The following is a 24193-nucleotide window of genomic DNA, read 5'->3' as shown; positions in this document are numbered from 1 at the left end:
GGAATGAGCTCCCTATTTTTTTGAATTTTAAATGTCGGACAAAAGAATATTTTTTTCCGATATAATATGAAGAGATAAATTGACAAAAATAAAGATAGGCAGTAAAAAAAATGTGATGTATGAACAAAAAAAAAGTTATTTAATAGTATTTTTATTAATTATTTGTTTATTTCCTACCTATCTTCTGGCTAAGGTAACAGGTGTTTGTTCAAATTGTCATACAATGCATTCCAGTCAAAGTCCATGGCCATCTTATTGGGAGAAAGGTGGGCCAAGAGAATATTTATTAGTAAATGACTGTGTAGGGTGTCATTCTTCAAACGATAGTCAAACCATAAAGGAAATTGGTGCAGGAAGTGGAAAAAGCAGTGTTCCCATTGTTTATAATACCCAAGAGCCAACAAATCCATTAGCAGGTGGAAATTTTTATTGGGTAGCCAATGGCTGTGATGGATGTGGTCATAATGTAACTGCTATTCCTGGCGTAAGTAAAGATCCAAATTTTACTCAAACCCCTGGTTTTGTGAGTGGTAAAACCTGCAGTAGTTGTCATGGTAGTGGTAATATGGAGCTTACTAAATGTATCTTTTGTCATAATCCAAAACATCATGGAGATGATAGTGGCCCAGTTGTAGGTGATGATGAGGAAGTTAAATATAGGTTTTTAAGCCTTGACTCTTTCCATCCATATACTTTCCAGCAAGGTAGTTATAATTTTTATGGGGTTGCAGGTATAGAAGATGATGATTGGGAATATGATGTAAGCTCAAGTGACCATAATGAATATTGTGGTGCTGCTAGTTCAGGGGATTATTCAGGTAAATCTCATTCTATAAGTAGATTTTGTGCTGCATGTCATTGGGGATTTTATGGAGAAAATACTGAGCATTGGAAAAGGCATCCATCAGATATTGCCTTACCAAATAGTGGTGAATATGCAAATTATACAACATATAATCCTTTAGCTCCTATAGCTAGACTTGAAAGCACTTTAACAAGTATGACAGGAGCTAGCTCAACTGTAACACCAGGACAGGATCAAGTTTCTTGTCTTTCCTGTCATCGTCCACATGCTTCTCCTTATCCAGATATATTGCGTTGGGATTATCAAGGATGGCCAGGTAGTGGAACAAATGGGTGTAATGTTTGCCATACAACAAAGGATTAGGAGAGATTTATGAAAGATTGGATTCAAAAACTTTCTCTTATAATCTCAATTATTTTGGTTTTAAACACTAGCCACATAGTCATAGCTGGCCCTTATCTTAATTCTGCCCATGGTAATAACAGTTATGGTGTAAAAAGAGATGTGACTGAATTAAGTGGCTATGCTAGAGGTAACTGTGCTCATTGTCATGAGCAGCATGCAAGTATTGATGGAGGAGAGCCAACGCCTTCATCAGGAGATGCTTCTGCATTCTGTCTTTTTGCAGACAATTTTAGTGGTAAATCTACAGGTTCTTATGAACAATCTGATAATTTTTGCTTTTATTGTCATTGTTACACTGATGCAACTAGTTTACAAACACCAAATTTTACTAATTATAATTATAGCCGCACTTTTGGTGGATATACTGATTCTAGCATTGACAGTATATATGAGGCATTCAATCAAAATTCTTACCATAATCTTTATGATGTTTGGGACTTTGCTAAAACAAATTTTTCTTCCTGGTTCAAAGAAGATTCAAATCCCTGTTGTGCCTGCCACAATCCTCATTTAGCCAGAAGAAATAAAGAAAATCCAGGTGATCCTAATTATTCTGCCATATCTAAACCTTCTGCTCATAATGAGCTTTGGACTCAGACAATGAATGATTATGCTCCTAATAAATATCAGGCACCTTATCGTCATAATAGTACTACTGCTTGTGAACCAGATGGTGCTAGTTGTGATTTAAATACTCAAGCACAAAAAACTATTGATTATGTTAGCTTCTGTCAAGACTGTCATGTTTATGATATGGGCAGTTATGGTCTTTCTCATACCCCTATAAATTGGAATACAGATAAACATGGAAATGCAATAAGAAGTAGAGATTATCGTGATGGACAACCTATAATAAAGCCTCCTTATGATGTAACTGCTGTATCTAATTATGTCTTATCCTGTCTGGATTGTCATGAACCTCATGGTTCTTATTCATATAAGTATTTAATAAGAAAAGAAGTGAATGGCAATATTACTAATGTTACAGCAGATACTCATGATGGTTGGAAAACACTTTGTTTGCGTTGCCATTATAGAGATCATACTGGAAAACCATGCTCAGAATGTCACTATCATGGCAGTTCTAACTTTTAAAAACTTAACTTGACAGTCATTTATTATATGCTATGTTTAAACAAACAATTAAAGAGGTAAATTTATGCAGACAATTAATTTATCTAAATTGAGGAGTCAAATCTCTAAATTGATTAAACAAGTTGAAATTGAAGGGCCTATAATCTTAGAAAAAAGGGGACGTCCAGTAGCAGTGCTTCTTCCCATTGAGGAATATAGGAGGCTTAAAAGAAATCAAAAGATTATTTTTGGTGAATATGATCTTGGTGCAATAAAAGGCACTATAAGAAGGAAAGATATTTACAATGGACGTTCAAGTTCTGTTTGATACTAATATTCTTGTCTATGCAGCCAATAAAGCCTCTCCTTTTCATAGTAAAGCCAAGGCACTAAGAGAAAAAGCCGAAAAAGGTATTTTAAAGACTTATGTCTCAATCCAAAATCTTGTTGAGTTTTATGCTGTTATAACGGACAGAAAAAGAGTGGAAAAACCTTTGTCTCCACAAGTAGCTAAAGAAGAAGTAAAGAAATATTTAGAAGCAGATTTTATAAGAAAAATTTATCCTACAGAAGAAGTATTAAAAATTGCTATTGAATTAGGGCATAAATATAATATTTGTGCTCAAAGGTTTTTTGATATATTTTTAGTAGCTACTATGCTCAGTAAGGGAATTTCTACCATTTATACAATAAATGTAAATGATTTTAAAAATATAAAAGAAATAAAGGCAGTGAACCCATTTAAGTGAGTTAGGAGGAAACTAATGAGATATATTTCTTATTTTTCTATTTTTATTTTATTTTTTATTCTTAGCTGTGTTCCTTTTTCTAGAGAAATATCTGAAAAACAAGGTGAGTTGATAATATACCTTCAAACTGTAGGTCGCCCAGTCAGTGTAAAATTCGTTTTAGAGACCATCCAGATAGAGGATAAGTCTGGTTTAACATTTAATTCTACCCCAACACTAAAAAAAATAGATGCCCTTTCCCTTCTTAATAAACAAATTTTACTTGCCAAAATTCAATTGCCAGCAGGTTTTTATCAAAAAATTTCATTTAAAGTAAAAGAAGCCTATTCAAAATATAAGCCTCTTTCTCTTTCAAAAAATGGACTATTTATCTTTTCAGTTTCTATCAATATTCGTCCAAAACAGACTACAAGCCTTTTTTTAACATGGTATCCTGAAAATTCTATAAAGGATGATACATTTACTTTAGCAATGGAGATTGGTCAGGGCAGGACAGGTTTAAAGCAACTTTTGCTTTATGTCAGCAATTCAGGTGATAATTATATTTCAGTTATTGACCGTGGTACACATCAGGTAATTGATAATATTACTGTTGGTAAATCCCCAAAAGGTATGGTGCTTTCAGAAGACAAAAGTCGCCTTTATGTTGTAAACTCAATTTCTCAAAATATTTCAGTTATAGAGGTGATGAGCAATCGGGTAATGGATACTATTTCCTGTCCTATGGGTGTTGAGCTTAATGAATTAGTATTAGTTTCAGTTATGGGTAGAGAATATCTTTATGTTACTGCTACAAGTTCTAATGCTGTCTTGGTTATAGATGCTCAGGCAAAACACTTTGTAAAAAAGATAGATGTAGGACAACGCCCAATAGGTATAGCTGCAGACCCTAATGGGAGATATGTTTATGTAGCAAATAGTTATTCTAATGATATTTCTGTTATAGATACTTATGATAATACTGTTGTACATACAATAGGTGTTGGAGGAAAACCAAGATATCTTATAGTAACAGATAGATATATTTTGGTTTCAAATGCTCAAACAAATACTGTAACTGTTTTGAAACGTCTTTTTTTAGAGGAAGTTCGAACTATTTTTGTCCCAAATTCCCCAGCTAGGATTATTGAAGGACTTCAAAATTGGTTTTATGTGACTGGAGAAAAAAGTAATGATATTTCTTTTATTAATCCTTTAAGCAATGTAGTTTTTAAAAGAATCTCTGTTGGTACTCATCCTTGTGGTTTGGCTTTAGACAGAGATAGAAAATTGCTTTATGTAACTAACCTAAAAGAAAACACTGTTAGTGTAATAGATTTGATAAGAGAAAAGGAAATTGAGCGTATTTCTGTAGGAAATGAACCTTATGCTCTGATTTTAACTGGTGAATAGGAGAGATTTGTGAAGCTATGGATAGTTATAGTAATATGTTCTTTCCTTTTAAGTCTTTCTTGTTTTGCGCAAGATATAACAGGCAGCTTAGATATTTATTATCGCAATACTAAAACAGAATCTGACGGAGAAAAAGAAACTACTTGGCAATTAATTCAAAACTATTTTTTAGATTATTCAGCTTACCTTACCCCTAATACAACTTGCAATTTAAGTACAAGAGTTAATTATTCAAAGACTAACAAAGATGAACAAACTACTCTTTATCCTACCTTTTCTCTTAATACCATTAATGAGTATTTCTCTGGCAATGCTTCTTATAATCGTATTGAAACATATGATGACCAAAGATTAACCACCTCTTTTTGGAATTTAAATATGATGAGTCAAATGGAAAAATGGCCAAAGATGTCATTTCAATATACCCATTCGCGAAGCAAAGACCACTTAGAGGAGCACCAAATAAATACCAAATCAGATAGTCTTTTAGCCGGTTTTACTCATACTTACAAATTCCTTGATATTATGTATAATTATATGCGTAATACTTCAACTGATTTTGTGACAGACACAAAACAGGTAGGCAATAACCATATTTCTCGCTTAGGTGTTCATCAAAACTTTTTAGATAATCGTCTAAGTATTTCTGGGGAAGGAGGATTTAATTATTTTGATAGCACTATAACAAGACTTGAGGCAGGCACGGTAAAAGAAAAACTACATCCTAAAGAGGGATTTTCTGGTATTGATTCAACTCCAACAGTTAGTAAACCAGATGAATTAACATCTACCCCAGGATTGATTGATGGAGACTTAACAACAGTAGTGCTATCTGCTTCTAATAATATGAATATTGGTCTTGGCCTTTTTGAGGCTGCAAATGTTGATACAATTTATATTTATACTGAATCAACATATGTCTATCCAGAAAATCCTACTGAAGCCCAAAAAATTACCTGGGCTGTTTATTACAGTAATGATGACAATACAACCAAAAACTGGACACTTATCACCTCTAATGCCTCTTTTACTTTTAATTCTGTATATCATCGGTTTGAAATTGATTTTTCTGAAACCAATGCCAAATATTTTAAGGTAGTCTATCATTCTCAAACTTCAATATCCATTACTGAAATTGAAGCCTATGGGTTTGAATATGTAGAAGAAAAAACAAAAACTTCCACTAAGACATGGACAGGAAATTTCAGTCTTTCTGCCCGTCCTTGGGAGAAGTGGAGCACAGCATATCATCTATCTTATTACCGTGCAGAGATTTCTCCTCAGGATACATTAAATTATACCTTAAGTCATGGTGCTAATATTACCTGGGAGCTCTCTCGTTATTTTACCCCAACATTAAGTTACCAAAGATCAAAAAATGTTACTGGTGATGATGAAGTAATAGTAGATACTTATAGTCTCAATATCCGTTCAGTCCCTTTTGAAACTTTAACTACTTCATTCACCTTAACTCATTCAGAAACCGATAGTGAAGAAGGCTATGATTCTAAAGTAGATAGTGCTATCCTTACAACAGTAGCTACCATCTGGGAAGGGGTAGATATTAATTGGAATTTTAATGTCTCTCGCACCAAAAGTGAAGCAGGAACTGAATCTTTAAGTATTTTTTCTGATATTTATTTAAGAGTTATTATTACAAGATACCTTTCTTGGGATATAGATTATAATCAAAGTTGGCAACGTACTAGTAATGAGGAGACTACAACTACTACTTACACAAATATCAATACAACATTAGTGTATACTCCTTCTTCCCGTCTTTACGGAAGAGTTTTTTTGCAATATAATAAAACTGAAATAGAAACAAGATTTTTACATGAGTATAGTATGGGAATATTTTTAACTCGGAAAATTCAATTAAGTTGGATAAGTAGATTTACAGAGGCAGAACTAAGAGATGAAATGACTCATACACTTGACTTGAATTGGAATATTGGCAGACACTCAAACTTTCGTGCAGGATGGAGTTTTAATAAAATTACTAATGAAATTGAAGAAAAAAGTAGAAGTTTTTACGTCCAATATTCATTGAGTTTTTAGGAGCTTAGTATGAAAAGACTAATCATTTTACTATTGGTTTTACTTGGATGTGGTTCTGGGGTGCGTTATTATCTTCATCCTACAGCAGATATTTCTTATGTAAAGCGTGTAGCTATTCTTCCTTTGCACAATTTCAGTCGGGATAATCTGGCTCATGAAAGAATAAGAGATGTGTTTGAGACAGAACTTCTTAAACTAGAGCTTTTTGAAGTAGTAGACCGAGGTGAAGTAGATGCTGTTTTAAGAGAACTTAGAATTAGAGAACCTTCTGAAATCACGCCTGCTCTTATAAAAAAAATTGGTCAAAGATTATCTGTACAAGCTGTTTTTACTGGCTCAGTAGATGAGTATAAAACAGAACAATCAGGTGGTATTTCTTTGGCTATAGTAGCTATTTCTCTTAAATTAATTGATGTTCAGTCTGGAAAGGTAATCTGGCAGGTAAGTGCTAGTGAGAAAGGCGGAGGAATACTTAATCGCCTTTTTGGTATAGGTGAGAAAAGTTTAACAGAAGTAAGTTATACTTTAATACAAAAATGTTTAAAAACATTATCTTAAAAAATGTATTTTTTGTTTGTCTATTTGTTTTAATTTTTACAGTTGAAGTTTCTTCAAAAATTCTAAGCTTAAAAAAAATAGCATTTTTTCCATTATATAATATAAGTGGTCAAAATGATGTCCCTGAAGAAATTGTGGTTGAGATTGCTCAAAGACTTAAAGAGAAATATAATTTTGATGTCATTTTACCTTCCAAATTAGAAGACTTTTTTTTGCAAAATCGGGTGCGTCGCTTTGGTGTTGTTACCCAGGCTCAGGCTAAGGAGTTAAAAAAACTCTTTGGTATAGATGCGGTTGTAATTAGCTGGGTTGACCTTTATGATAGCGGTGAGCATCCTAAAATAGGGATTGGATTAAGGGTAGTGGCAAGTGAGACAGGCACAGTATTATGGGGAAATTATGTAGCTCTTGCAAGTGAAGATTTTATCTCTTGGTTCTGTCGGGGTGAAATAAAATCTGTTGATAAATTGATTGACAATGCTTTAGAAAGACTTTTAGCTGAATTTCCAAAAAAAATTAAATTTGAAAAGATACAACCTATAGAAAAACCTTTATTTGCATTGGAAAATTTTTCTCTTTTTCCTTCTTTAGTACAGGGTGGTGCTTCAGTAAATGTATCTTTAAGGATAGTTACTCTTAAAAAGCCTCCTAAAAAGGTCTTTCTTCTTTTAGGAGGTAAAAAATGGGCTTTGAAAAAAAAAGAAAATGGCTATTGGGAGAAAATTATCTCTGCTCCATATAAGGAAGGAAAATATTATGCAAAATTAAAACTTGCCACTAATAATGGTCATTTTCGCTTTTTAGATACAGGACATTTTTTAGAAGTAGATAATACTCCTCCTAAAATAAGGATTTCTTATGAAAATGTGATTTTTTCTCCAAATGGGGATGGTAGAAAAGATATGATGATTTTCTTCCCTACACTTTTACATCCAGATAAGATTAAACTTTGGAGTTTTTTAATTAGAGATGCTGATGGAAGAATAGTGCGACGATTTGAAGGAGGTGGTGAGCTTCCTCTTGGTTTGGCATGGCATGGAGAAGATGATCAATTTAATAAAGTAAGTGAGGGGACTTATTTTCTTGAAGGTGCTTGTCAAGATAAGGCAGGGAATATAGCGACGATAAAAAGAAAGAAGATTATAGTTGATATAACACCTCCTAAACTGAATTTATCAGCTGAATTAAAAGAAAAAGAGGTCAAATTTAAACTTAAGTGCAAAGAAAAAACCAATGTTTCTAAATGGCATTTGAGTATTTCTGATAATGAAGATAATATCTATTATTCAACCAATGGTGAGGGATATCCACCAGAAGAAGTTGTATTACCTTTGCCTGATAAAGATCCAGAAATACTTTATGTTTTAGCAGAAGCTTTAGACTTTGCAGGTAATAAAGCTGAATATAAAAATTCTTTAGTTATTAAAGGCAAGACTATAGAAAAACGCAAAAAGAAAAAGAAAAAATTACCTACTGGTTGGGATTATGAATTTTAAAAAATTTTTTATATTTATGTTTTGTTTTTTAACTACTTGTAGTTCTCCATTTTCACATCACTATGTTGATTATTATGAACTCAAAGGGGTGAAAAAAGTTGCTGTTTTCCCATTTTCTAATCTTTCTACTAATCCTTGGGCAAGAGAAATTGTTACTCAGATATTTATAGCTGAATTGGCAAAGAAAGATCTTTTTGTGATTGAAGACTTAGGTAACATTATTGATTTTATGGTAGAACAGAGAATAAAGATTGGTAGTAGTCTTGATCGTGCAAGGCTCCTTTTGCTTAAAAGAAGATATAAAATTGATGCTGTTATTTTTGGTAAAATTTTAACTTTTGAAGAAAAAGGAGGGATCCCTTATTTAAATTTTTCTGTGCGCATGGTTTCTACAGAAGATGCAGAAGTGCTTTGGAAGGCTTCAATTGAAAAAAATGGAGAAGATTATGTTAGATTTCTAAACATCTCCCGTGTAAGAACATTGCCTCAATTAACTCAGCGTGTAGCGGATGAATTGATAGAAACAATAAAGATTAAGGAAATCCCTTATGCAGTAGCTAAAAAAGAGAAAATAAAAAGGCGGGTAAGTAGAACAAAAAAGAGATTAACAAAACTTAAGCCAACTGTTATTAGACACAGTTTACAATCTGCTAAGAAAAAAATTAAAAAAATTTCAAAAAGGTTTGAAAGAAGATTTACAATGCTAGCTGCTCAAAAGCCTATCTTTTTTAAAAAAAGGAAGACCAAAGCTATTGATCCCTGTAAAGGTGAAAAGAAAATACAGATAAGATTTGATTTTGATAGTGACTTTCTTTCTCCTGCCTATTATTCTGAACTAGAAAAAGTGGGAAGGTGTTTAAAAAAATACCCTTGGGAACGAGCTATTATTGCTGGTCACACAGACAATGTTGGTTCAGAAATCTACAATATAAGATTATCTTTACGCCGGGCAGAAATAATTAAAGATTTCTTTCTAAAACGATTTAATCTTTCTCCTTATCAAACAGTCATTATAGGTTATGGAGAGAGGTATCCTATAGCAGATAATGCTACAGTTGATGGTCGAGCGAAAAATAGACGGGTGGAGATCACTGTGAGGATAAAGTAATTATGAAAAAGTCTTTTTTATTCATTATTCTTTTTATTCTATTTCCCAATCTTCTTTTTGCTTTTCTTGCCAAAGTAAATGATGAAGTAATTGAAGTTGATGATTTTAAAAATGCCCTTTCTGATTTTCATCTTCTTATGCAGATGCGTGGTAGGACAACAGCAGGAAAGCTTAATTTAGATGTAATTGAAAATGCTTTGCAAAGAATGATTGAAAATTATCTTATAGCCCAAGAGGCAAAAAGATTAGGTTTGGATAAAGAGCCTGATTATCTTAATGCAATTGAAGAATATAAACGCAATCTGTGTCTTGATGCCCTTTGGGAGGAGGAATTAAAAGACATCACAATAACAGATGAAGAACTGAGGAAAATATATAGAGAAAGAAATACAAAAATTCATGTCTATCAAATCTTTACTAGAGATAAAAAGAAGGCAGAAGAGGCTTTAAAGCGCATTAAAGCAGGAGAGGAGTTTAAAGAAGTAGCAAAGAAGTTCTCAGAAGACCCTCAAGCAGCCAAAGGAGGTGATTTGGGTTTTATTCCTTTAGAAAGAATGCCAGAAAAGTGGAAGAAAACAGTTTTTTCCCTAAGTCCTGGAGAAATAAGTGATATTATTGAAGCTGATTCAGGCTTTTACATCATAAAATTGGTGGAGATAAAAAAGCCTGATATGGCTAAGTTTGAAAAAGTAAAAAAAAGCATGCGAAGAAAATTGCTAAAAGAGAAAAAGAAGGTTAAAAGAGAAGAATTAATAAATAATTGGCGAAAAAAAGCAAAAGTAAAAGTTAATAAAGACCTTCTTGAAAAATTAGATCCTGAAAGAGAAATACAAGGCATTATTGCCTGGGTGAATGGAGAACCTATCTATGTAAAAGAATTTTTGCCTATTTTAAAAAGAAAACTTTGGGGCTATCAGGCAATGCAAAGACGCTGGGACATAAAAGTAAAGATGGACGATATTAAAAAGGAAGTGTTGGAGGAATTGATTAAAGTGCATATAGCAGAACAGGAGGCATTAAGTCGCAGTTACTTGAAAAAAGATAAAAAATTGAAAAGAAAGTTAAAAATTTATGAAATAAGTCTGCTTGTCAACGAATTTAAGCGCAAAATTGTTGCTCCTCAAATTACTGTTACAGAAGAAGAAATGAAAAAATATTATGAAAGACATAAAAAAGAAAAGTATATGTCTCCTGCAAAATATTACATACGTTTAATTAAAGTCTCTACAGCTCAGGAAGCAGAAGATATTCATGAAGAACTTTTGGCAGGAGCAGATTTTGCTTTACTTGCTAAGAAAAAATCAAAAAGTGATTCTGCTAAAAAAGGAGGTCTTGTAGGTTGGATATCTGAAGATAAATTACCTGAAAGCATAAGAAAAGTTATTAAAACATTAAAACCAGGTGAGATTTCACCAGTTATAGAAGAAGGACGCTATTATAGTATTATATTGCTTGAAGATAAAAAATTTCCTGAACCTTTACCATTTAAGTTAGTAAAAAAGCAAGTTAAAAAAGATATTTGGGTTGAGAAGTTTAATAAATTTGTTGTCACTTATTTAAATGAGCTTAAAAGGCTTTCAAAAATAAAGATTGACAAAGAAGCGCTAGAGAAGGTAAATAAAGAGCTTGTAGGGAGTGATAAATGAAAAAAGTTTTATTGTTTGGATTATTTTTATTTATCTTTGTTTTTGCCTGTGCACAACCAGAAAGAAGAATCACAACAGGTAGGCGTTGTATTGAATGCCATGATAAAGAACTTCAAAAATTTCTTTCAGAAAAAATAATTCATGCACCAGTCAAAAATAAAAATTGTGAGGCTTGCCATCGTTCCCATGGTCTTATTGGTGGTGTTTATCTTAATAAGGCTTTACCACAGCTATGTTATGAATGTCATAAAGATTTAAAAGAACTTAAGGCTAAAAAGATTCATTCTCCTTTTGAAAAAGGAAATTGTTTAAAGTGTCACAATCCACATAGTGCCTCATATGAATTCCTTTTAGTAAAAGGACCAAAAGAAACTTGTCTTTCTTGTCATACATCTGAGAAATTTATCCTATCATTTCTTCATTCTCCTGCAAAAAATTGTCAAACATGCCATCTACCTCATTATGCCAATATTGCAAATCGTCTAAAAAAATCAAAAGAAATCCTTTGTCTTGATTGTCATGATATTAAAAAGTCTAATTTTGTTAAAGCTCATGCTAATTATAAAGTAAGCGGTAATCACTGTATTGATTGCCACAGCCCTCACAGTGGTAAAGAAAAGGCTCTTTTTAAACTCTATGCTCATAAGCCTATTCAAGATTGCGATACCTGTCACTTAGGACCTGAAGCAGAAAACCCATTTGGTCTTAAAATAAAAGGTAATGATCTTTGTTATAGTTGTCATGATAAGAAAAAGCCTCCTTTTAATGCTTTAAAAAAACATCTTCCTTTAGAAAAAGAATCCTGTCTTATCTGTCATAAACCTCATGCCAGCAACCATGCTAGTATATTAGCAAAAGAAGAAAAGGAAGTTTGTCTTAGTTGTCATAAGTCTATGGTAGAAAAGACAAAACTTTCTTTTGTCCATAAGCCCATAAATGAGGGAAAATGTGTTATTTGCCATAATCCACATTCTGCTGATGCTGATAGATTGCTTTTAAAACCTGTAGCTGGTATTTGTTATGAATGTCATAAAAAAGAAAAATTTACTAAAGTTTATCGCCATCCACCAGCAAATGAGGAAAATTGCCTTGTCTGTCATGATGCTCATGCTTCTGCACAAAAAAGGATTTTAGTGCAAAGTTTACCTGGGCTTTGTTATAAGTGTCATAAAGAAACTGCTAAAAGTTTCAAAAAAATAAATGTTCATACACCGGCTGAAAAAGGTGAGTGTTACAAATGTCACAATCCTCATTCTGCTTCATACAAATTTTTCTTCCCTGTAAGACATAAAGAGCTTTGTTTTTACTGTCATGGAACGATGAAAAAAGGTTTAACTGTTTTACATCCGCCTTTTAAACGTGGAAGGTGTGAGCAGTGTCATGAACATCATGCATCTGATAATCCAGACCAATTAATCCGTATTGGGGCAGAGGGTTGTTATCCTTGTCATAAAACTATAGAAAAAAGGGTGATAAAAGAAAAGAATGTGCATGACCCATTGAAGAAGGGAGAATGTACTATTTGCCATAGTCCGCATGGTAGCAAGATTTCCCATCAACTTTATCGTCCCTGGAAAGGGCTTTGTCTTTCCTGTCATGAAGAAGATATAATAATAAAGGCTGAGACAGAAACATTTATCCATAAGCCTATTGATGAAGGTAAATGTGCTCTTTGCCATCGTGCCCATTATAGCAAATTGCCAAAGTTACTTGTTGCTTCTGGCAGCAAACTCTGCCAGAACTGTCATGATTTGAAGGATAAAACATTGATGCAGAAACATTTGGGTAAAAAGATGTCAAAGATGCATTGTATCAAATGTCATACACCTCATAGTTCTAGAGATAAAGCTTTATTTAAATATGTTCTACATAAACCTTTTGGTGAAAGACGTTGTCAGGATTGTCATTAAGAGGTAAAAGGCCATGAAGAAAATAATCTTAATTATTTTATACTTATTTTTGCCTGTTTTAATTTATGCTAGTACAGATTGTTTGCGCTGTCATCCAGGAGTAAAAGAGGAATTAAAACTTGGTAGAATACACATTCCTTTAAAACAAAAAGGTTGTCTTGTTTGTCATAATGCCCATGCCTCAAATGAGCCAAATCTTTTGACCAAATCTGTTAAAGAGCTATGTTTTGATTGTCATAAAGAAGTAAAGACAAATTATACTCATTTGCCTGTAATTCAAGGAGAATGTAATAAATGCCATAATGCTCATGCTTCTCCTTATAAAGCATTGCTTAAAAAACAAGAGGCAGAGGTTTGTTTCAGCTGTCATGAAAAGAAAAAGATTCTTTCAGGAAAAAATTTACATTCTCCTGCAAAAAGGGATTGTCTTACCTGTCATCAAGCACATGGAGGAAAATTTCAGTGGCTACTTAACATCAAACCTGAAAAACTCTGCTTTAATTGCCATTCAAAGAAAAAGATGACTACAGCACATAATATTTCTAATACTCATAGCTTTAATACACAAATCTGTCTTTCCTGCCATAATGTTCATGCTTCCTCTAAGAAAGGACTTTTACGCCAATCTGCCCACAAACCTTATGCAAAAAAGCAATGTAATGAATGTCACCTTTTGCAGGGAAAAAAAATCAAGGATATAAAAATAAAAAGTCGTTCACTTTGCTTAAAGTGTCATTCTCTTAAAAATGATGAAACTGCACTTTATACTCATCTTTATTTAGGGTATGGTGAGAATGTTTGCCTTAATTGTCACAGTCCTCATCTTTTTGATGAAAAACCAGCCTTAAAGGCTCCTGTGTCTAGGATCTGTTTTACCTGCCACCAAGATGCAAAAGATAAATTATTAAGTAATGTTTATTATTATAAACATCCAGAGGCAAAAAAAGGCAATTGTTTGAACTGTCATGCTGCCCATAGTAGTAATGAACCTTTCTTTTTTAAAGAAGAGGTTGTTAAGGTCTGTGTTAATTGCCATAAGCGTCAGGCTCAATTTACTCATCCTCTTAGGGAAAAGGCAATAGATCCTAGATGTAAAAAGGGAATGGATTGTGTTAGCTGTCATAATCCCATGGGCACAAAATACAAATTTAATATGATCTTTGACCACAGAAAGCAACTTTGTATCCAGTGTCATAAAATTGAAACATAAAATTTGGCGAGGTGAATAAAAATGAAGATTAAAAAAATTCTTATTTTGTGCTTTGTACTTTACATTTTGCATTTTGTATTTCTTACTTCTTGCTATGCCTTTACCAAAGCCAAACTCTTAACCATTATTTACGCTGAAGAAGAAATTGGCAATTTTAAACAACCACAAGCAATTTATTTGGATGAAAAAAGAAATAAAATTTATATTACTGACACACTAAATCATCGTCTTGTTTCTTATCATAAAAAATATTACAAATTTATTTCCCAATTCAATGCAGAAGGTCGTTTAAAACTTCCCTTGTGTATGCTTAGAGATAAAGAGGGTCTTTTAATTGTTAACAATAAAGGTGAAAATTCAGTTTTAATTATTGATGTAAAGAAAAAAATCATTAAGCCACTTGCTTTAAATGATATTTCTCCAAAACCTGTTCCTGGCAATATGAAATTAGATAAAGAAGGTTATCTTTATCTTATTGATAAAGCAAATAAGCGTATCTTAGTTTTTTCTCCAAAAGAATATAAATTCTTAAAACAGATAAAAACAAAAGATGCTACAGGGTTTTCAGATATAGCATTAACTAAAAAATACCTTTATGCTCTTGATCCTTTAAAAAAAGAAGTATTTATTTATGAGAAAAATAGTGGGAAATTTGTTCGTTCTTTATCATTAAAAAATCTAGCTTTTCCGTTAAGTCTTGCAATAGATGCTGGTGGTAATCTTTATGTCCTTGATGCCCATAAGTGTAAGGTCTTTGTTTTTGATAAAAATGGCAATATTATTAGTGAGATAGGAAGAAAAGGTTGGAAAGAAGGTGAGTTTTATTATCCTCGCTATGTCCTTTTACATAAAAAACAACTTTATGTAGTTGATACTGGTAATAATCGCATTCAGGTATTTGAGATAAAATAACAAATCTGTGACAAAATCTGTCAATCATTGGAAAAAATTGTAAATTTTAAATTTAAATGGAAAAATATTTCTTAATTTTTCTTTAGACAAAAAAATGTAAAAAATTAGGATAATTATAAAAGAAAGAAAAAGTGAAAATACTTTCCTCAATAGAAGAAAAATAATCTTCTTTTTATATCCTATCTATTCAAAAATAGCATAAATACTTATTTTTTACAATGGCATAAATTTTGCTTACTTGACATAATAGAAGAAAATAGTTATACGAAAAATAGAGAATTATGTAAAATAATAAAGAAAGGAGGTGAAGGGAATGAAAAAAGTTGTGATGTTGATAGTGGGAATGTGTATGTTGCTTTATGGTGTGGTAGCGATGGCAAAAGTGAGTGGGCGCTGTGATAACTGTCATACAATGCATAATAGTCAAGGTGGAAGTCCTATGGCCTATGATGAAACTGGGGCTCCTTTATCCGAACCCCAAGGAGCTTTATTGATTACAACTTGTCTTGGTTGTCATAGTGATACTGGTACTGCTGTGACAAAGACAGTTGCTGGTTCTACTGTTCCTGTTGTTTATAGTCAAGGTGGACCAAATTATACAACAGATGGATTGCATGCAGGTATGGGTGAAGTTTTGGCAGGTGGTAACTTTTACTGGGCAGCCACGGTTGGAGATGCAAAAGGTCATAATGTTTCTGGTATAGGTTCTACTACTTTTACTGAGCCCCCTGGCTATAGTCAGGCTGAAAGTTATGGTCGTCCAGCTACTTGGGATATGAGTAAATTTACTTGTGCTGGTACTTATGGTTGTCATGGTGATCCTGATAAAGAAGGTTCGTTTGCAGGTATTTATGGAGCTCATCATGCTGATGATAGTTGTTTAAAACTGGCTACTTATGATGATTCAGAAGCTGGAACCACTGTTGGTAAAAGTTATCGTTTCTTGCTTGGTATTAAAGGTATAGAAGATGATGATTGGGAATTAACTGTAAGTCCTTCTGACCATAATGTCTATTTAGGTGAAGATAGAAATAGTGATGCAATTAGTTCTACAGCGACTATTAGTTACCTTTGTGCTGAATGTCATGGAGATTTCCATAGTGGTACTGGTAACTTAGGTATGGATGATGGTAGCTTTGGTCATCCATGGCTTAGACATCCAACTGATTATGATATGGGAAATACAGATGCTGGTTCTGAATACAGAAGTTATGGTCATCCAGGCTCAACAGTAGGTACTTATAGTCCGATTGCGCCTGTAGGTTGGGCTTCTCTTTCTGCTAATATGACCATTGACACAGTGACCTTTAGTGATGATACTATTGTGCTTTGTGTTTCCTGTCACCGTGCTCATGGAACACCTAATGATGATATCTTAAGGTGGGATTATAATGCTATGCAGGCAGGTACTTCTGATGATCCACGCAATGAGATAGGTGGCTGCTTTATCTGTCATACTACAAAATAAAAATATTGGGTCAGGTCTAAAAAAAGACCTGACCCTTAAATGATTTTTAATTGAGGTAAAAGAATGAAAAAAGTTATAATTTTTGTAATATGTATATTGTTTTATGGTGCAGTGGCAATGGCGAAAGTATCAGGTGTCTGTTCAAATTGTCATACTATGCACTATAGCCAAGGCGGAAATCTTTCGGGGGGAGGCCCTTATGAGTCATTATTAATAAATAACTGTGTTGGTTGTCACACAGGAGAAAATGATGGTACAAATACTACCCCTTATGTCTTTTCTGAAACTGAGCCAACTTATGGAACAAATACCCTTGCAGGTGGAAATTTTTATTGGGTAGCTCATGGCTGTGATGAATGTGGCCACAATGTAACTGCTATTCCTGGTGTAAGTCAAGATCCAAATTTTTCTCAAACCCCAGGTTTTGAGAGTGGTAAAACCTGCAGTAGTTGTCATGGTGGTGGCAATATGGTGCTTACTAAATGTGTCTTTTGTCATAATCCAAAACATCATGGAGATGAGAATGGCCCAGTTGTAGGTGATGATGAAGAGGTTAAATATAGGTTTTTAAGTCTTGACTATTTCCACCCATCTACTTTTCAGGAAGGTAGTTATAATTTTTATGGGGTTGCAGGTATAGAAGATGATGATTGGGAATATACTGTAAGCTCAAATGACCATAATGAATATTGTGGTGCCGCTAGTTCAGGGGATTATTCAAATCCTTCTCACTCTATAAGTAGGTATTGTGCTGCATGTCATTGGGGATTTTATGGAGAAAATACTGAGCATTGGAAAAGACATCCATCAGATATTGCATTACCAAATAGTGGTGAATATGCAAATTATACAACATATAATCCTTTAGCCCCTATAGCTAGACTTGAAAGCACTTTAACAGGTATGACAGCAGCTAGCTCAACTGTAACACCAGGAGAGGATCAAGTTTCTTGTCTTTCTTGTCATCGTCCACATGGTTCACCTTATCCTGATCTTCTTCGTTGGGATTATGAAAATGAGTGTAAAGCAGGCACATCAGACCCAGACTGTGGCTGTTTTGTCTGTCATACAGGAAAAGGTGGTTAAAAACTGTCCTAAGGAAAGTTGAGCTAGCTCCCATTCATGGAAATAGAATTCATTATAAAATCCTTTATTTCTATTTTTATCATTGTTGATCCTATTGGGCTCATTCCTGGATTTATTACTCTTACTGCATCGTATTCTTCAACAAAGATAAAAACAACTGTACGTGAAGCCACTTTAACTATTATTTTTATACTTACAATATTCACACTTTGGGGTGAAAACATACTTAATTTTTTTGGTGTTACCATTCATGCCTTTAGAATTGCTGGTGGAATAATTATCTTCATGGTTGCCTGGCAAATGTTACAGGTAAAACGCACACGATTAAAAACTACTCCAGAGGAGGAGGCTTATACAAAAGAACAAGAAGAGATTGGTGTTGTTCCATTGGGTACACCTATGTTGGCTGGTCCAGGTGCCATTACTACTGTTATTGTCCTTGCTGGTCATAAAGAACCTTATGCAAAATTTATTATTTTAAGTAGTATTTTAATTACTGCGTTGCTTACATATTTTATTTTGCTTTCTGCTAGACGCCTTGTAAAGTGGTTTGGCCCTACTGGATTGAATATATTTACTCGTCTGATGGGACTTATCTTAGCTGCTATTGCTGTTCAATTTATATTAGATGGGATAAAGGCCTCTTTTTAATAAAACAAAAGAATTGGCCATGTTTTAATAAACAACCTGTTGGTAAAAAAGATATATTAATTTCTTTTCCATTTAATCGACTGCATAAACTGTGAAGCTGAGGGAAATGACAATCAATGATGAGAGGAGATGATAAAGATGTTTTTAAAGGCAAATTGATGATATAATCTCCTTGAGAAGACACAATCTTAAAAATGCAATTATCTGATTCAAAGATAATGTTGCCAATTGGGGTTAAATATTTATGCATTCTAGCTAATTTTGCCAAATTTTTTTTAAACTCTTTTAAATTTACCTTAAATCTTACTAAAGGATGGGTAGTAAATATATTGTGTAAAAGAGAAAAAATATCATTGTTTATAGGAGAAAAACCAAGGTTAATTTTTAATTGTGGAAGTAAAAAAATCAAATTTTGAGAAGAAAGAAAAAGAAAAATTTTCTTTTCAGAAAGAAATTGGAGTGCTTTTATCAAGCGACGGAGAAAGGTATATTGGACAGAAAAAGTAGCATTAAAATTGGTTTTAAAAGGTGTGAAAGCACATGAAATAAATTTTTTATTTTCACTTAAGACACCAAAATATCCCTTCTGTAAAAAGAGGAAGATAGATTCTCCTTCTTCAGAAATAATACTACCTAGATCTAAAATTCGTCTCAATGTCTTTACAGAGATTGTGCCTAAATATTTATTTTTGGTCTGTATAAAAGAAAGAGAAGAGGGCCATGTTTTAATGCTTAATTTTTCTTTAAGTGTAATAAATTTAAGAGGATTAGAAAATATTATTTTAACTGGTTGTTCAAGTTTATCTTTAAGAAAAAGACGTAAGGTATCTAAAGGGAAAGTGTAATTTTGAAGGAGGGTAATATGGGATTTAAGCTTTAAGTTAGCATTTAAAAAATTATCTCCTCCACCAAGAAAAAGACCATCTTTGGAAAAAAATATAAGATAACGTTTTTCTTGTGAACCTAAAATTTTATCAAAGAATTCTAATGCTTTAAAAAGCACATGTGCAGAAAAAGTAATCTCAACCACAAAATTATAATATCTTCTTCTTTTATTCTGAGCAAGCTGATAATTGATTTTAAATAGTTTTCATGCTATTTAGTGTTTTGCTTTATTTTAGTAATGGAGGTAAAAAATGGAGTTTATTTTAGTAGGAAAAAAAATAAAAGAAATAAAGGGTAATGCTCTTGTTATTGGTGTATACAAAGAATTAAGTTTAACTCCTATTGCTCAAGAAATAGATAGCTTTTTAGAAGGCAAATTAATAGAATTTTTGAAGGATATTGATTTTAAGGGAGAGTTAGAGAAAACAGTTTTTATGCCTGTTAAAGATAAAACAAATTTTAAGTATCTTATTATAACAGGATTAGGAGAAAAAGAAAAATTAGAGCCAGATAAAATCAGAAAAGCAAGTGCTTCTGCTTTAAAAAAAGTTGAGGAGCTTAAATTAAATGATGTTACTTTTGAAAATCTAGGTAGTGAGCAATTGGGAGAAAAAGCTATTCAATGGTTAGTAGAAGGAGTTTTATTAAGTAATTATAAGTTTAAAAAATATAAAAAAGACAATGAAAAAACAAAAATTGAGAAAATAAATCTATTAGTTGAAAAAAAATGGCAAAAGTCAATACAAATAGGTAAATATTTAGCAGAAGCTGCTAATTTCACTCGCGATTTAGTAAATGAACCTGGTAATGTTATTAAACCACAAGATCTAGCAGAGATTGCTATAAGATTAGCTAAAGAGGTAGGATTAAAATGTATTGTCTATGATGAAAAAAAACTAAAAGATGAAAAAATGCATGGCATTTTAGCAGTAGGTCAAGGCAGTTATCATCCTCCTCGATTTATTCATCTTGCCTATACTCCTTCTAAAGCAAAAAAACGATTTGTTATTATTGGAAAGGGTATTACTTTTGATAGTGGAGGTCTTAATATTAAACCTGATCAATTTATGAAGACCATGAAAAGTGATAAGGCTGGTGCCTGCGCTGTTTTGGGTATTATGAAAGCTATAGCTAGTTTAAAACCTCAATGTGAAGTTCATGGTCTCATCCCTGCAGCTGAAAATATGCCTGGAGGAAAAGCATTTCGTCCTGATGATATTATTGTCTTTAAAAATGGGAAAAGTGTTGAAATTCATAATACTGACGCAGAAGGAAGATTGATTCTTGCAGATGCCTTGATTTATGCTTCAGAGCTTAAACCAGATGTTATTATTGATATGGCTACATTGACAGGGGCATGTATAGTAGCTTTAGGGCGTTTTACAAGTGGCATTTTTAGCAATGATGAAAATTTAACAAAAGATATTCAAGAAATTGGTAAAGAAACAGGAGAAAAATTTTGGCCTTTACCTTTAGATGAAGATTTAAAAGAAGAAATTAAAGGAACTTTTGGTGATATTAAAAATGTTGGTTCTCGTTATGGTGGAGCTATTACTGCTGCCCTTTTTCTTAAAGAATTTGTAGAAGTAAAACATTGGATACATTTAGATATTGCTGGCCCTGCCTATCTTGAAAAATCTTGGAAATATTATGTAGAAGGAGCTACTGGAGTGCCAGTAAGGACAGTGCTTACTTGGCTACTCAAGGAGGCAAATTATGGATTTGGGGATTAAAGGAAAGATTGCAGCTGTATCTGGAGCAAGTAGAGGTTTGGGTAAAGCCATAGCTTTAGGTTTGGCAAAGGAAGGGGTGAATGTGGCAATTTGTGCTAGAAATAAAGAAATATTAGAGGCTACTGCTGAAGAGATTAAAAAAATTACAGATACTGAAATATTGCCTATTGTTGCTGATGTTTCAATAGCCAAACAGGCAAAAGAATTTATACACCAAACTATAAATCATTTTGGCACTATTCATATTTTAGTTACAAATGCCGGTGGCCCTCCGTCTGCCTATTTTGTTGAGACCACAATAGAGATGTGGGAAAAGGCTTTTTATCTTACTTTAATGAGTGCACTAAATATGGCTTGGGCAGCCATTCCTTATATGCAAAAGGAAAGATGGGGACGTATTATTGCTATGGCTTCTATCTCAGTAAAACAGCCCATTGAACGACTGATTCTTTCTAATAGTTTACGAGCAGCCATAGTAAGTTGGACAAAAACTTTAGCTGATGAAGTGGCAAAATATAATATTTTAGTAAATAGTGTTTGTCCAGGTTATACACTTACAGAACGAGTGAAGCAATTAGCAAAAACACAAGCATTAGAAAAGGGCATAACAACTGAAGAGGTTATTAAATTATGGGAAAAGCAGATTCCTTTAGGACGTTTAGCAAAACCTGAAGAAATTGCTAATCTTGTGGTTTTTTTAGCTTCAGAAAAAGCAAGTTATTTAACAGGAACAGTTATTCAGGTAGACGGAGGATATTATCGGGGACTGTTGTAAGGTGACGTAAAATAGGACGTAAATCAGAAGGAATAAAAGCTACTTTTGTTAGTGTCCCCATTCTTTTCATTTGTCCTACAAAAAGCAAACCTCTTGCTCTAATAATACCAATCGCACTTCGTGGTGGTTTTATTCGCCAATAAAAACCATCATAAATGTCATTACCAAAGTATCTTATTAAGCAGGCATAAGGGAAACTACCTCCAGCTTCTAAAACAACTCGTAATACTCCATGGGCTTCTTCAGGTAAGTTAGCCACTACCTGAATTAAATTTGAAGGTTTTTTTAAAAAAGAAGTAATAGTATCAACATATGCTTTTTTACTCTTATTTCCTTCAAGTAGATTGAGAAAAGCAGCTATTGCTTCAATCCATTCTAAAGGCTGTTTTTCCAAAACAGAAAAAAGGTCCATTTCTGAAGTAAGAATAATTTCTTCTGCTTTTCCTCTCCAATTAGCCATTACTTCTTTAGCCAAGCTTCGAGGTAGAGATAAAAAAGGCTCTTCATTAATTATCTCTAAATGATGCCAATTTTCATCAGTATAAAGTTCTATTATTTTTTCTTTTTGAGGGATAGCTTCTAATAGTTCTTTTAATTGTATCTCTACTTTATCAAAGACTTCATAAAGTTGACTGGTGATTTTTTTCAAATCTTTATAACAAAGCTTCTTATCTAAAAAAATAGCAAATTCACTAAGTCTATCTACAAGATGTGTAAGGGAAATTAATGGTTCAATTATATTAGAGGAAAATGTTTCTGTTTCCTCAATTACACGTAAGAGTCGAAAAGCAGTATTTAAACACTCTAAAATTTCTTCTTGTAAATTTAGTTTTTGTTTTTCAATTTCTTTATCTAAATAACAAATACTATTTAAATTTAATCGTTGCCTAAGACGATTAAAATCATAGGGGAGAAAAAGTGTTTTTTCCATTTCTTCAATAAGATTGATTAAAGAAGAACGATTAGTTTTCAAAGATTGGAGAGGGGTTTGATTATTTAAATATGATAAAGGGGTATGAATCCATTCTTTTTCATAATAATGAATAAGATATTCTTTTAAAGAAGTCCTTTCTTCTCGCCAAGGATTAGATAAACGTCTATAGCTATAGGCTTTAAATCTAATAGCTTCTTTTAATTCAGTTTCTAACCACTTTTTTCCTTTTTTTGCTTGTTTTTTTGTAAAACATTCAAGAACACAATATTTTTTATTTATTTTTAAGATACCTAAAATTCGCTCTTGTTTCAAATCTACCCAAAATGCATGGCAAAATTCTTTTTTCTGTGTATGAATAAAAAATTCCTTATGTTTATTTATAAATGAAAAAACTTTTCTTGGTATAAGGATTTCAAAATGGACACGACTTAAAAGAAAGAAAGGTTTTTTTGAACAACTTTCAAAGTACAATGGTAAGTGTTTAGTCATCCTCTTGCCTTTAGGCTACTGTGGGCTTATAACATAGTTTTGCAAAAGAGTAAAGAAGAAATTTTTCATCCGGAGGTTGGAATGGAAGAGTTTTATAAGTTTGCTTTAGAGGTTTCTTATAAAGCAGGAGAAGAACTTTTAGGGCTTTTTCCAAAAACACATCAAATTGATTATAAAGGAAAAATAAATTTAGTAACTGAAGCAGATTTAAAAAGTGAGGCTATTTTTAAAAAGGCTATTAAGGCTCATTATCCTGAGCATGGTATTTTAGCTGAAGAAAGTGGATTAGAAGAAGGCGAAATAAAATGGATTATTGACCCATTGGATGGTACAACAAACTTTGCTCATGGATTACCTTGGTTTTGCACTTCTTTGGCTTTGGAAGTAAAAGGAGAAATTGTTTTAGGAGTAGTATATATTCCCATTTTAAAAGAATGTTTTTCTGCCATTAAAGGTAAAGGGGCTTTTTTAAATGGAAAGCCTATAAAAGTTTCTAAAACTAAAAAAATTCATCAAGCTTTACTTGCAACAGGTTTCCCTTATGATATTCACCAACGACCAGAGCCAGTAGTTACTCGATTTAAGAAAATGCTTATGGTTGCTAGAGGTATTCGTCGAGCAGGTTCAGCTGCTATGGATTTGTGTTATTTGGCTTGTGGGCGTTTTGATGGCTTTTGGGAAGAGCGTCTCCATCCTTGGGATACTGCTGCTGGTAAATTAATTGTGGAAGAGGCAGGAGGGATAGTTTCTGATTTTTCAGGTCGTCCTTATTCTATTTATTCTAAAGAGATTTTAGCAACTAATGGATTTTTACATCAGGATATGATAAAATTTTTAAAGGAGTAA

21 protein-coding genes are annotated in these 24193 nt (G+C 32.9%); 19 read left to right on the top strand and 2 right to left on the bottom strand.

Features of this window, described 5'->3' with window-relative positions; translation table 11 throughout:
- The first annotated feature begins 115 nt into the window (after positions 1-115).
- The 16 genes from LWW95_03530 to LWW95_03455 all read left to right on the top strand — a co-directional run bounded on the left by LWW95_03530 (position 116) and on the right by LWW95_03455 (position 18531).
- Complete coding sequence (locus LWW95_03530) at positions 116-1168, top strand: hypothetical protein (GenBank protein MDL1956110.1); 1053 nt, start codon at positions 116-118, stop codon at positions 1166-1168.
- A gap of 9 nt (positions 1169-1177) precedes the next feature.
- Positions 1178-2305: a hypothetical protein gene (locus LWW95_03525; protein MDL1956109.1), complete on the top strand. Its 1128-nt coding sequence runs from the start codon at positions 1178-1180 to the stop codon at positions 2303-2305.
- 64 nt (positions 2306-2369) lie between these two features.
- Complete coding sequence (locus tag LWW95_03520; protein ID MDL1956108.1) at positions 2370-2612, top strand: type II toxin-antitoxin system Phd/YefM family antitoxin; 243 nt, start codon at positions 2370-2372, stop codon at positions 2610-2612.
- A complete protein-coding gene (locus LWW95_03515) occupies positions 2590-3033 on the top strand; it encodes a type II toxin-antitoxin system VapC family toxin (protein ID MDL1956107.1) in 444 nt (147 codons plus the stop codon). The genes LWW95_03520 and LWW95_03515 overlap by 23 nt, the downstream gene beginning before the upstream one ends.
- Before the next feature lie 15 nt (positions 3034-3048).
- Positions 3049-4425: a hypothetical protein gene (locus LWW95_03510; GenBank protein ID MDL1956106.1), complete on the top strand. Its 1377-nt coding sequence runs from the start codon at positions 3049-3051 to the stop codon at positions 4423-4425.
- A gap of 9 nt (positions 4426-4434) precedes the next feature.
- Complete coding sequence (locus tag LWW95_03505) at positions 4435-6486, top strand: hypothetical protein (GenBank protein ID MDL1956105.1); 2052 nt, start codon at positions 4435-4437, stop codon at positions 6484-6486.
- A 9-nt stretch (positions 6487-6495) separates the two neighbouring features.
- Complete coding sequence (locus LWW95_03500; GenBank protein ID MDL1956104.1) at positions 6496-7044, top strand: CsgG/HfaB family protein; 549 nt, start codon at positions 6496-6498, stop codon at positions 7042-7044.
- Positions 7023-8540 (top strand): hypothetical protein, encoded by a 1518-nt coding sequence (locus LWW95_03495; protein ID MDL1956103.1) that lies wholly within the window; start codon positions 7023-7025, stop codon positions 8538-8540. The genes LWW95_03500 and LWW95_03495 overlap by 22 nt, the downstream gene beginning before the upstream one ends.
- Positions 8541-8556: 16 nt before the next feature.
- Positions 8557-9648: an OmpA family protein gene (locus LWW95_03490; protein ID MDL1956102.1), complete on the top strand. Its 1092-nt coding sequence runs from the start codon at positions 8557-8559 to the stop codon at positions 9646-9648.
- A gap of 2 nt (positions 9649-9650) precedes the next feature.
- Positions 9651-11294 carry a peptidylprolyl isomerase gene (locus LWW95_03485; GenBank protein ID MDL1956101.1) on the top strand — a complete coding sequence of 548 codons (1644 nt, stop codon included), beginning with the start codon at positions 9651-9653 and terminating at the stop codon, positions 11292-11294.
- Complete coding sequence (locus LWW95_03480) at positions 11291-13204, top strand: hypothetical protein (GenBank protein MDL1956100.1); 1914 nt, start codon at positions 11291-11293, stop codon at positions 13202-13204. Before LWW95_03485 ends, LWW95_03480 begins: the two co-directional genes overlap by 4 nt.
- Positions 13205-13217: 13 nt before the next feature.
- Positions 13218-14414 carry a cytochrome c3 family protein gene (locus LWW95_03475; protein MDL1956099.1) on the top strand — a complete coding sequence of 399 codons (1197 nt, stop codon included), beginning with the start codon at positions 13218-13220 and terminating at the stop codon, positions 14412-14414.
- Between the two features lie 21 nt (positions 14415-14435).
- Positions 14436-15326 (top strand): NHL repeat-containing protein, encoded by an 891-nt coding sequence (locus tag LWW95_03470; protein MDL1956098.1) that lies wholly within the window; start codon positions 14436-14438, stop codon positions 15324-15326.
- A gap of 313 nt (positions 15327-15639) precedes the next feature.
- Positions 15640-16794, top strand: a complete 1155-nt coding sequence (locus tag LWW95_03465) for a hypothetical protein (GenBank protein MDL1956097.1) — start codon at positions 15640-15642, stop codon at positions 16792-16794.
- 63 nt (positions 16795-16857) lie between these two features.
- Positions 16858-17880: a hypothetical protein gene (locus tag LWW95_03460; GenBank protein MDL1956096.1), complete on the top strand. Its 1023-nt coding sequence runs from the start codon at positions 16858-16860 to the stop codon at positions 17878-17880.
- A 36-nt stretch (positions 17881-17916) separates the two neighbouring features.
- Positions 17917-18531: a MarC family protein gene (locus tag LWW95_03455; protein MDL1956095.1), complete on the top strand. Its 615-nt coding sequence runs from the start codon at positions 17917-17919 to the stop codon at positions 18529-18531.
- On the opposite strand, the gene LWW95_03450 is transcribed toward LWW95_03455, so the two are convergent.
- Positions 18500-19561: a hypothetical protein gene (locus LWW95_03450; GenBank protein MDL1956094.1), complete on the bottom strand. Its 1062-nt coding sequence runs from the start codon at positions 19559-19561 to the stop codon at positions 18500-18502. The two genes, LWW95_03455 and LWW95_03450, sit on opposite strands and share 32 nt — an antisense overlap.
- 106 nt (positions 19562-19667) lie before the next feature.
- Between LWW95_03450 and LWW95_03445 the strand changes: the two genes are divergently transcribed.
- A complete protein-coding gene (locus LWW95_03445; protein MDL1956093.1) occupies positions 19668-21149 on the top strand; it encodes a leucyl aminopeptidase in 1482 nt (493 codons plus the stop codon).
- The gene (locus LWW95_03440; GenBank protein ID MDL1956092.1) at positions 21133-21924 is read left to right on the top strand and encodes an SDR family oxidoreductase; all 792 of its coding nucleotides are present in this window, start codon (positions 21133-21135) and stop codon (positions 21922-21924) included. The genes LWW95_03445 and LWW95_03440 overlap by 17 nt, the downstream gene beginning before the upstream one ends.
- Here the strand turns inward: LWW95_03440 and LWW95_03435 are convergent.
- A complete protein-coding gene (locus LWW95_03435) occupies positions 21884-23347 on the bottom strand; it encodes a hypothetical protein (protein MDL1956091.1) in 1464 nt (487 codons plus the stop codon). The two genes, LWW95_03440 and LWW95_03435, sit on opposite strands and share 41 nt — an antisense overlap.
- A gap of 81 nt (positions 23348-23428) precedes the next feature.
- Between LWW95_03435 and LWW95_03430 the strand changes: the two genes are divergently transcribed.
- The gene (locus tag LWW95_03430) at positions 23429-24193 is read left to right on the top strand and encodes an inositol monophosphatase (protein ID MDL1956090.1); all 765 of its coding nucleotides are present in this window, start codon (positions 23429-23431) and stop codon (positions 24191-24193) included.

Source organism: Candidatus Desulfofervidus auxilii (assembly GCA_030262725.1).
GTDB lineage: Bacteria > Desulfobacterota > Desulfofervidia > Desulfofervidales > Desulfofervidaceae > JAJSZS01.
The sequence above is the reverse complement of the archived record's forward strand: the minus strand, read 5'-3'. Positions and strand labels throughout refer to the sequence as shown.

Coding starts and splice junctions, on each gene's coding strand:
- LWW95_03440 (MDL1956092.1), top strand. CDS start 21,133: ATGGATTTGGGGATTAAAGGAAAGATTGCAGCTGTATCTGGAGCAAGT.
- LWW95_03500 (MDL1956104.1), top strand. CDS start 6,496: ATGAAAAGACTAATCATTTTACTATTGGTTTTACTTGGATGTGGTTCT.
- LWW95_03460 (MDL1956096.1), top strand. CDS start 16,858: ATGAAAAAAGTTATAATTTTTGTAATATGTATATTGTTTTATGGTGCA.
- LWW95_03520 (MDL1956108.1), top strand. CDS start 2,370: ATGCAGACAATTAATTTATCTAAATTGAGGAGTCAAATCTCTAAATTG.
- LWW95_03470 (MDL1956098.1), top strand. CDS start 14,436: ATGAAGATTAAAAAAATTCTTATTTTGTGCTTTGTACTTTACATTTTG.
- LWW95_03480 (MDL1956100.1), top strand. CDS start 11,291: ATGAAAAAAGTTTTATTGTTTGGATTATTTTTATTTATCTTTGTTTTT.
- LWW95_03525 (MDL1956109.1), top strand. CDS start 1,178: ATGAAAGATTGGATTCAAAAACTTTCTCTTATAATCTCAATTATTTTG.
- LWW95_03510 (MDL1956106.1), top strand. CDS start 3,049: ATGAGATATATTTCTTATTTTTCTATTTTTATTTTATTTTTTATTCTT.
- LWW95_03465 (MDL1956097.1), top strand. CDS start 15,640: ATGAAAAAAGTTGTGATGTTGATAGTGGGAATGTGTATGTTGCTTTAT.
- LWW95_03435 (MDL1956091.1), bottom strand. CDS start 23,347: ATGACTAAACACTTACCATTGTACTTTGAAAGTTGTTCAAAAAAACCT.
- LWW95_03455 (MDL1956095.1), top strand. CDS start 17,917: ATGGAAATAGAATTCATTATAAAATCCTTTATTTCTATTTTTATCATT.
- LWW95_03515 (MDL1956107.1), top strand. CDS start 2,590: ATGGACGTTCAAGTTCTGTTTGATACTAATATTCTTGTCTATGCAGCC.
- LWW95_03530 (MDL1956110.1), top strand. CDS start 116: ATGTATGAACAAAAAAAAAGTTATTTAATAGTATTTTTATTAATTATT.
- LWW95_03445 (MDL1956093.1), top strand. CDS start 19,668: ATGGAGTTTATTTTAGTAGGAAAAAAAATAAAAGAAATAAAGGGTAAT.
- LWW95_03430 (MDL1956090.1), top strand. CDS start 23,429: ATGGAAGAGTTTTATAAGTTTGCTTTAGAGGTTTCTTATAAAGCAGGA.
- LWW95_03490 (MDL1956102.1), top strand. CDS start 8,557: ATGTTTTGTTTTTTAACTACTTGTAGTTCTCCATTTTCACATCACTAT.
- LWW95_03495 (MDL1956103.1), top strand. CDS start 7,023: ATGTTTAAAAACATTATCTTAAAAAATGTATTTTTTGTTTGTCTATTT.
- LWW95_03475 (MDL1956099.1), top strand. CDS start 13,218: ATGAAGAAAATAATCTTAATTATTTTATACTTATTTTTGCCTGTTTTA.
- LWW95_03485 (MDL1956101.1), top strand. CDS start 9,651: ATGAAAAAGTCTTTTTTATTCATTATTCTTTTTATTCTATTTCCCAAT.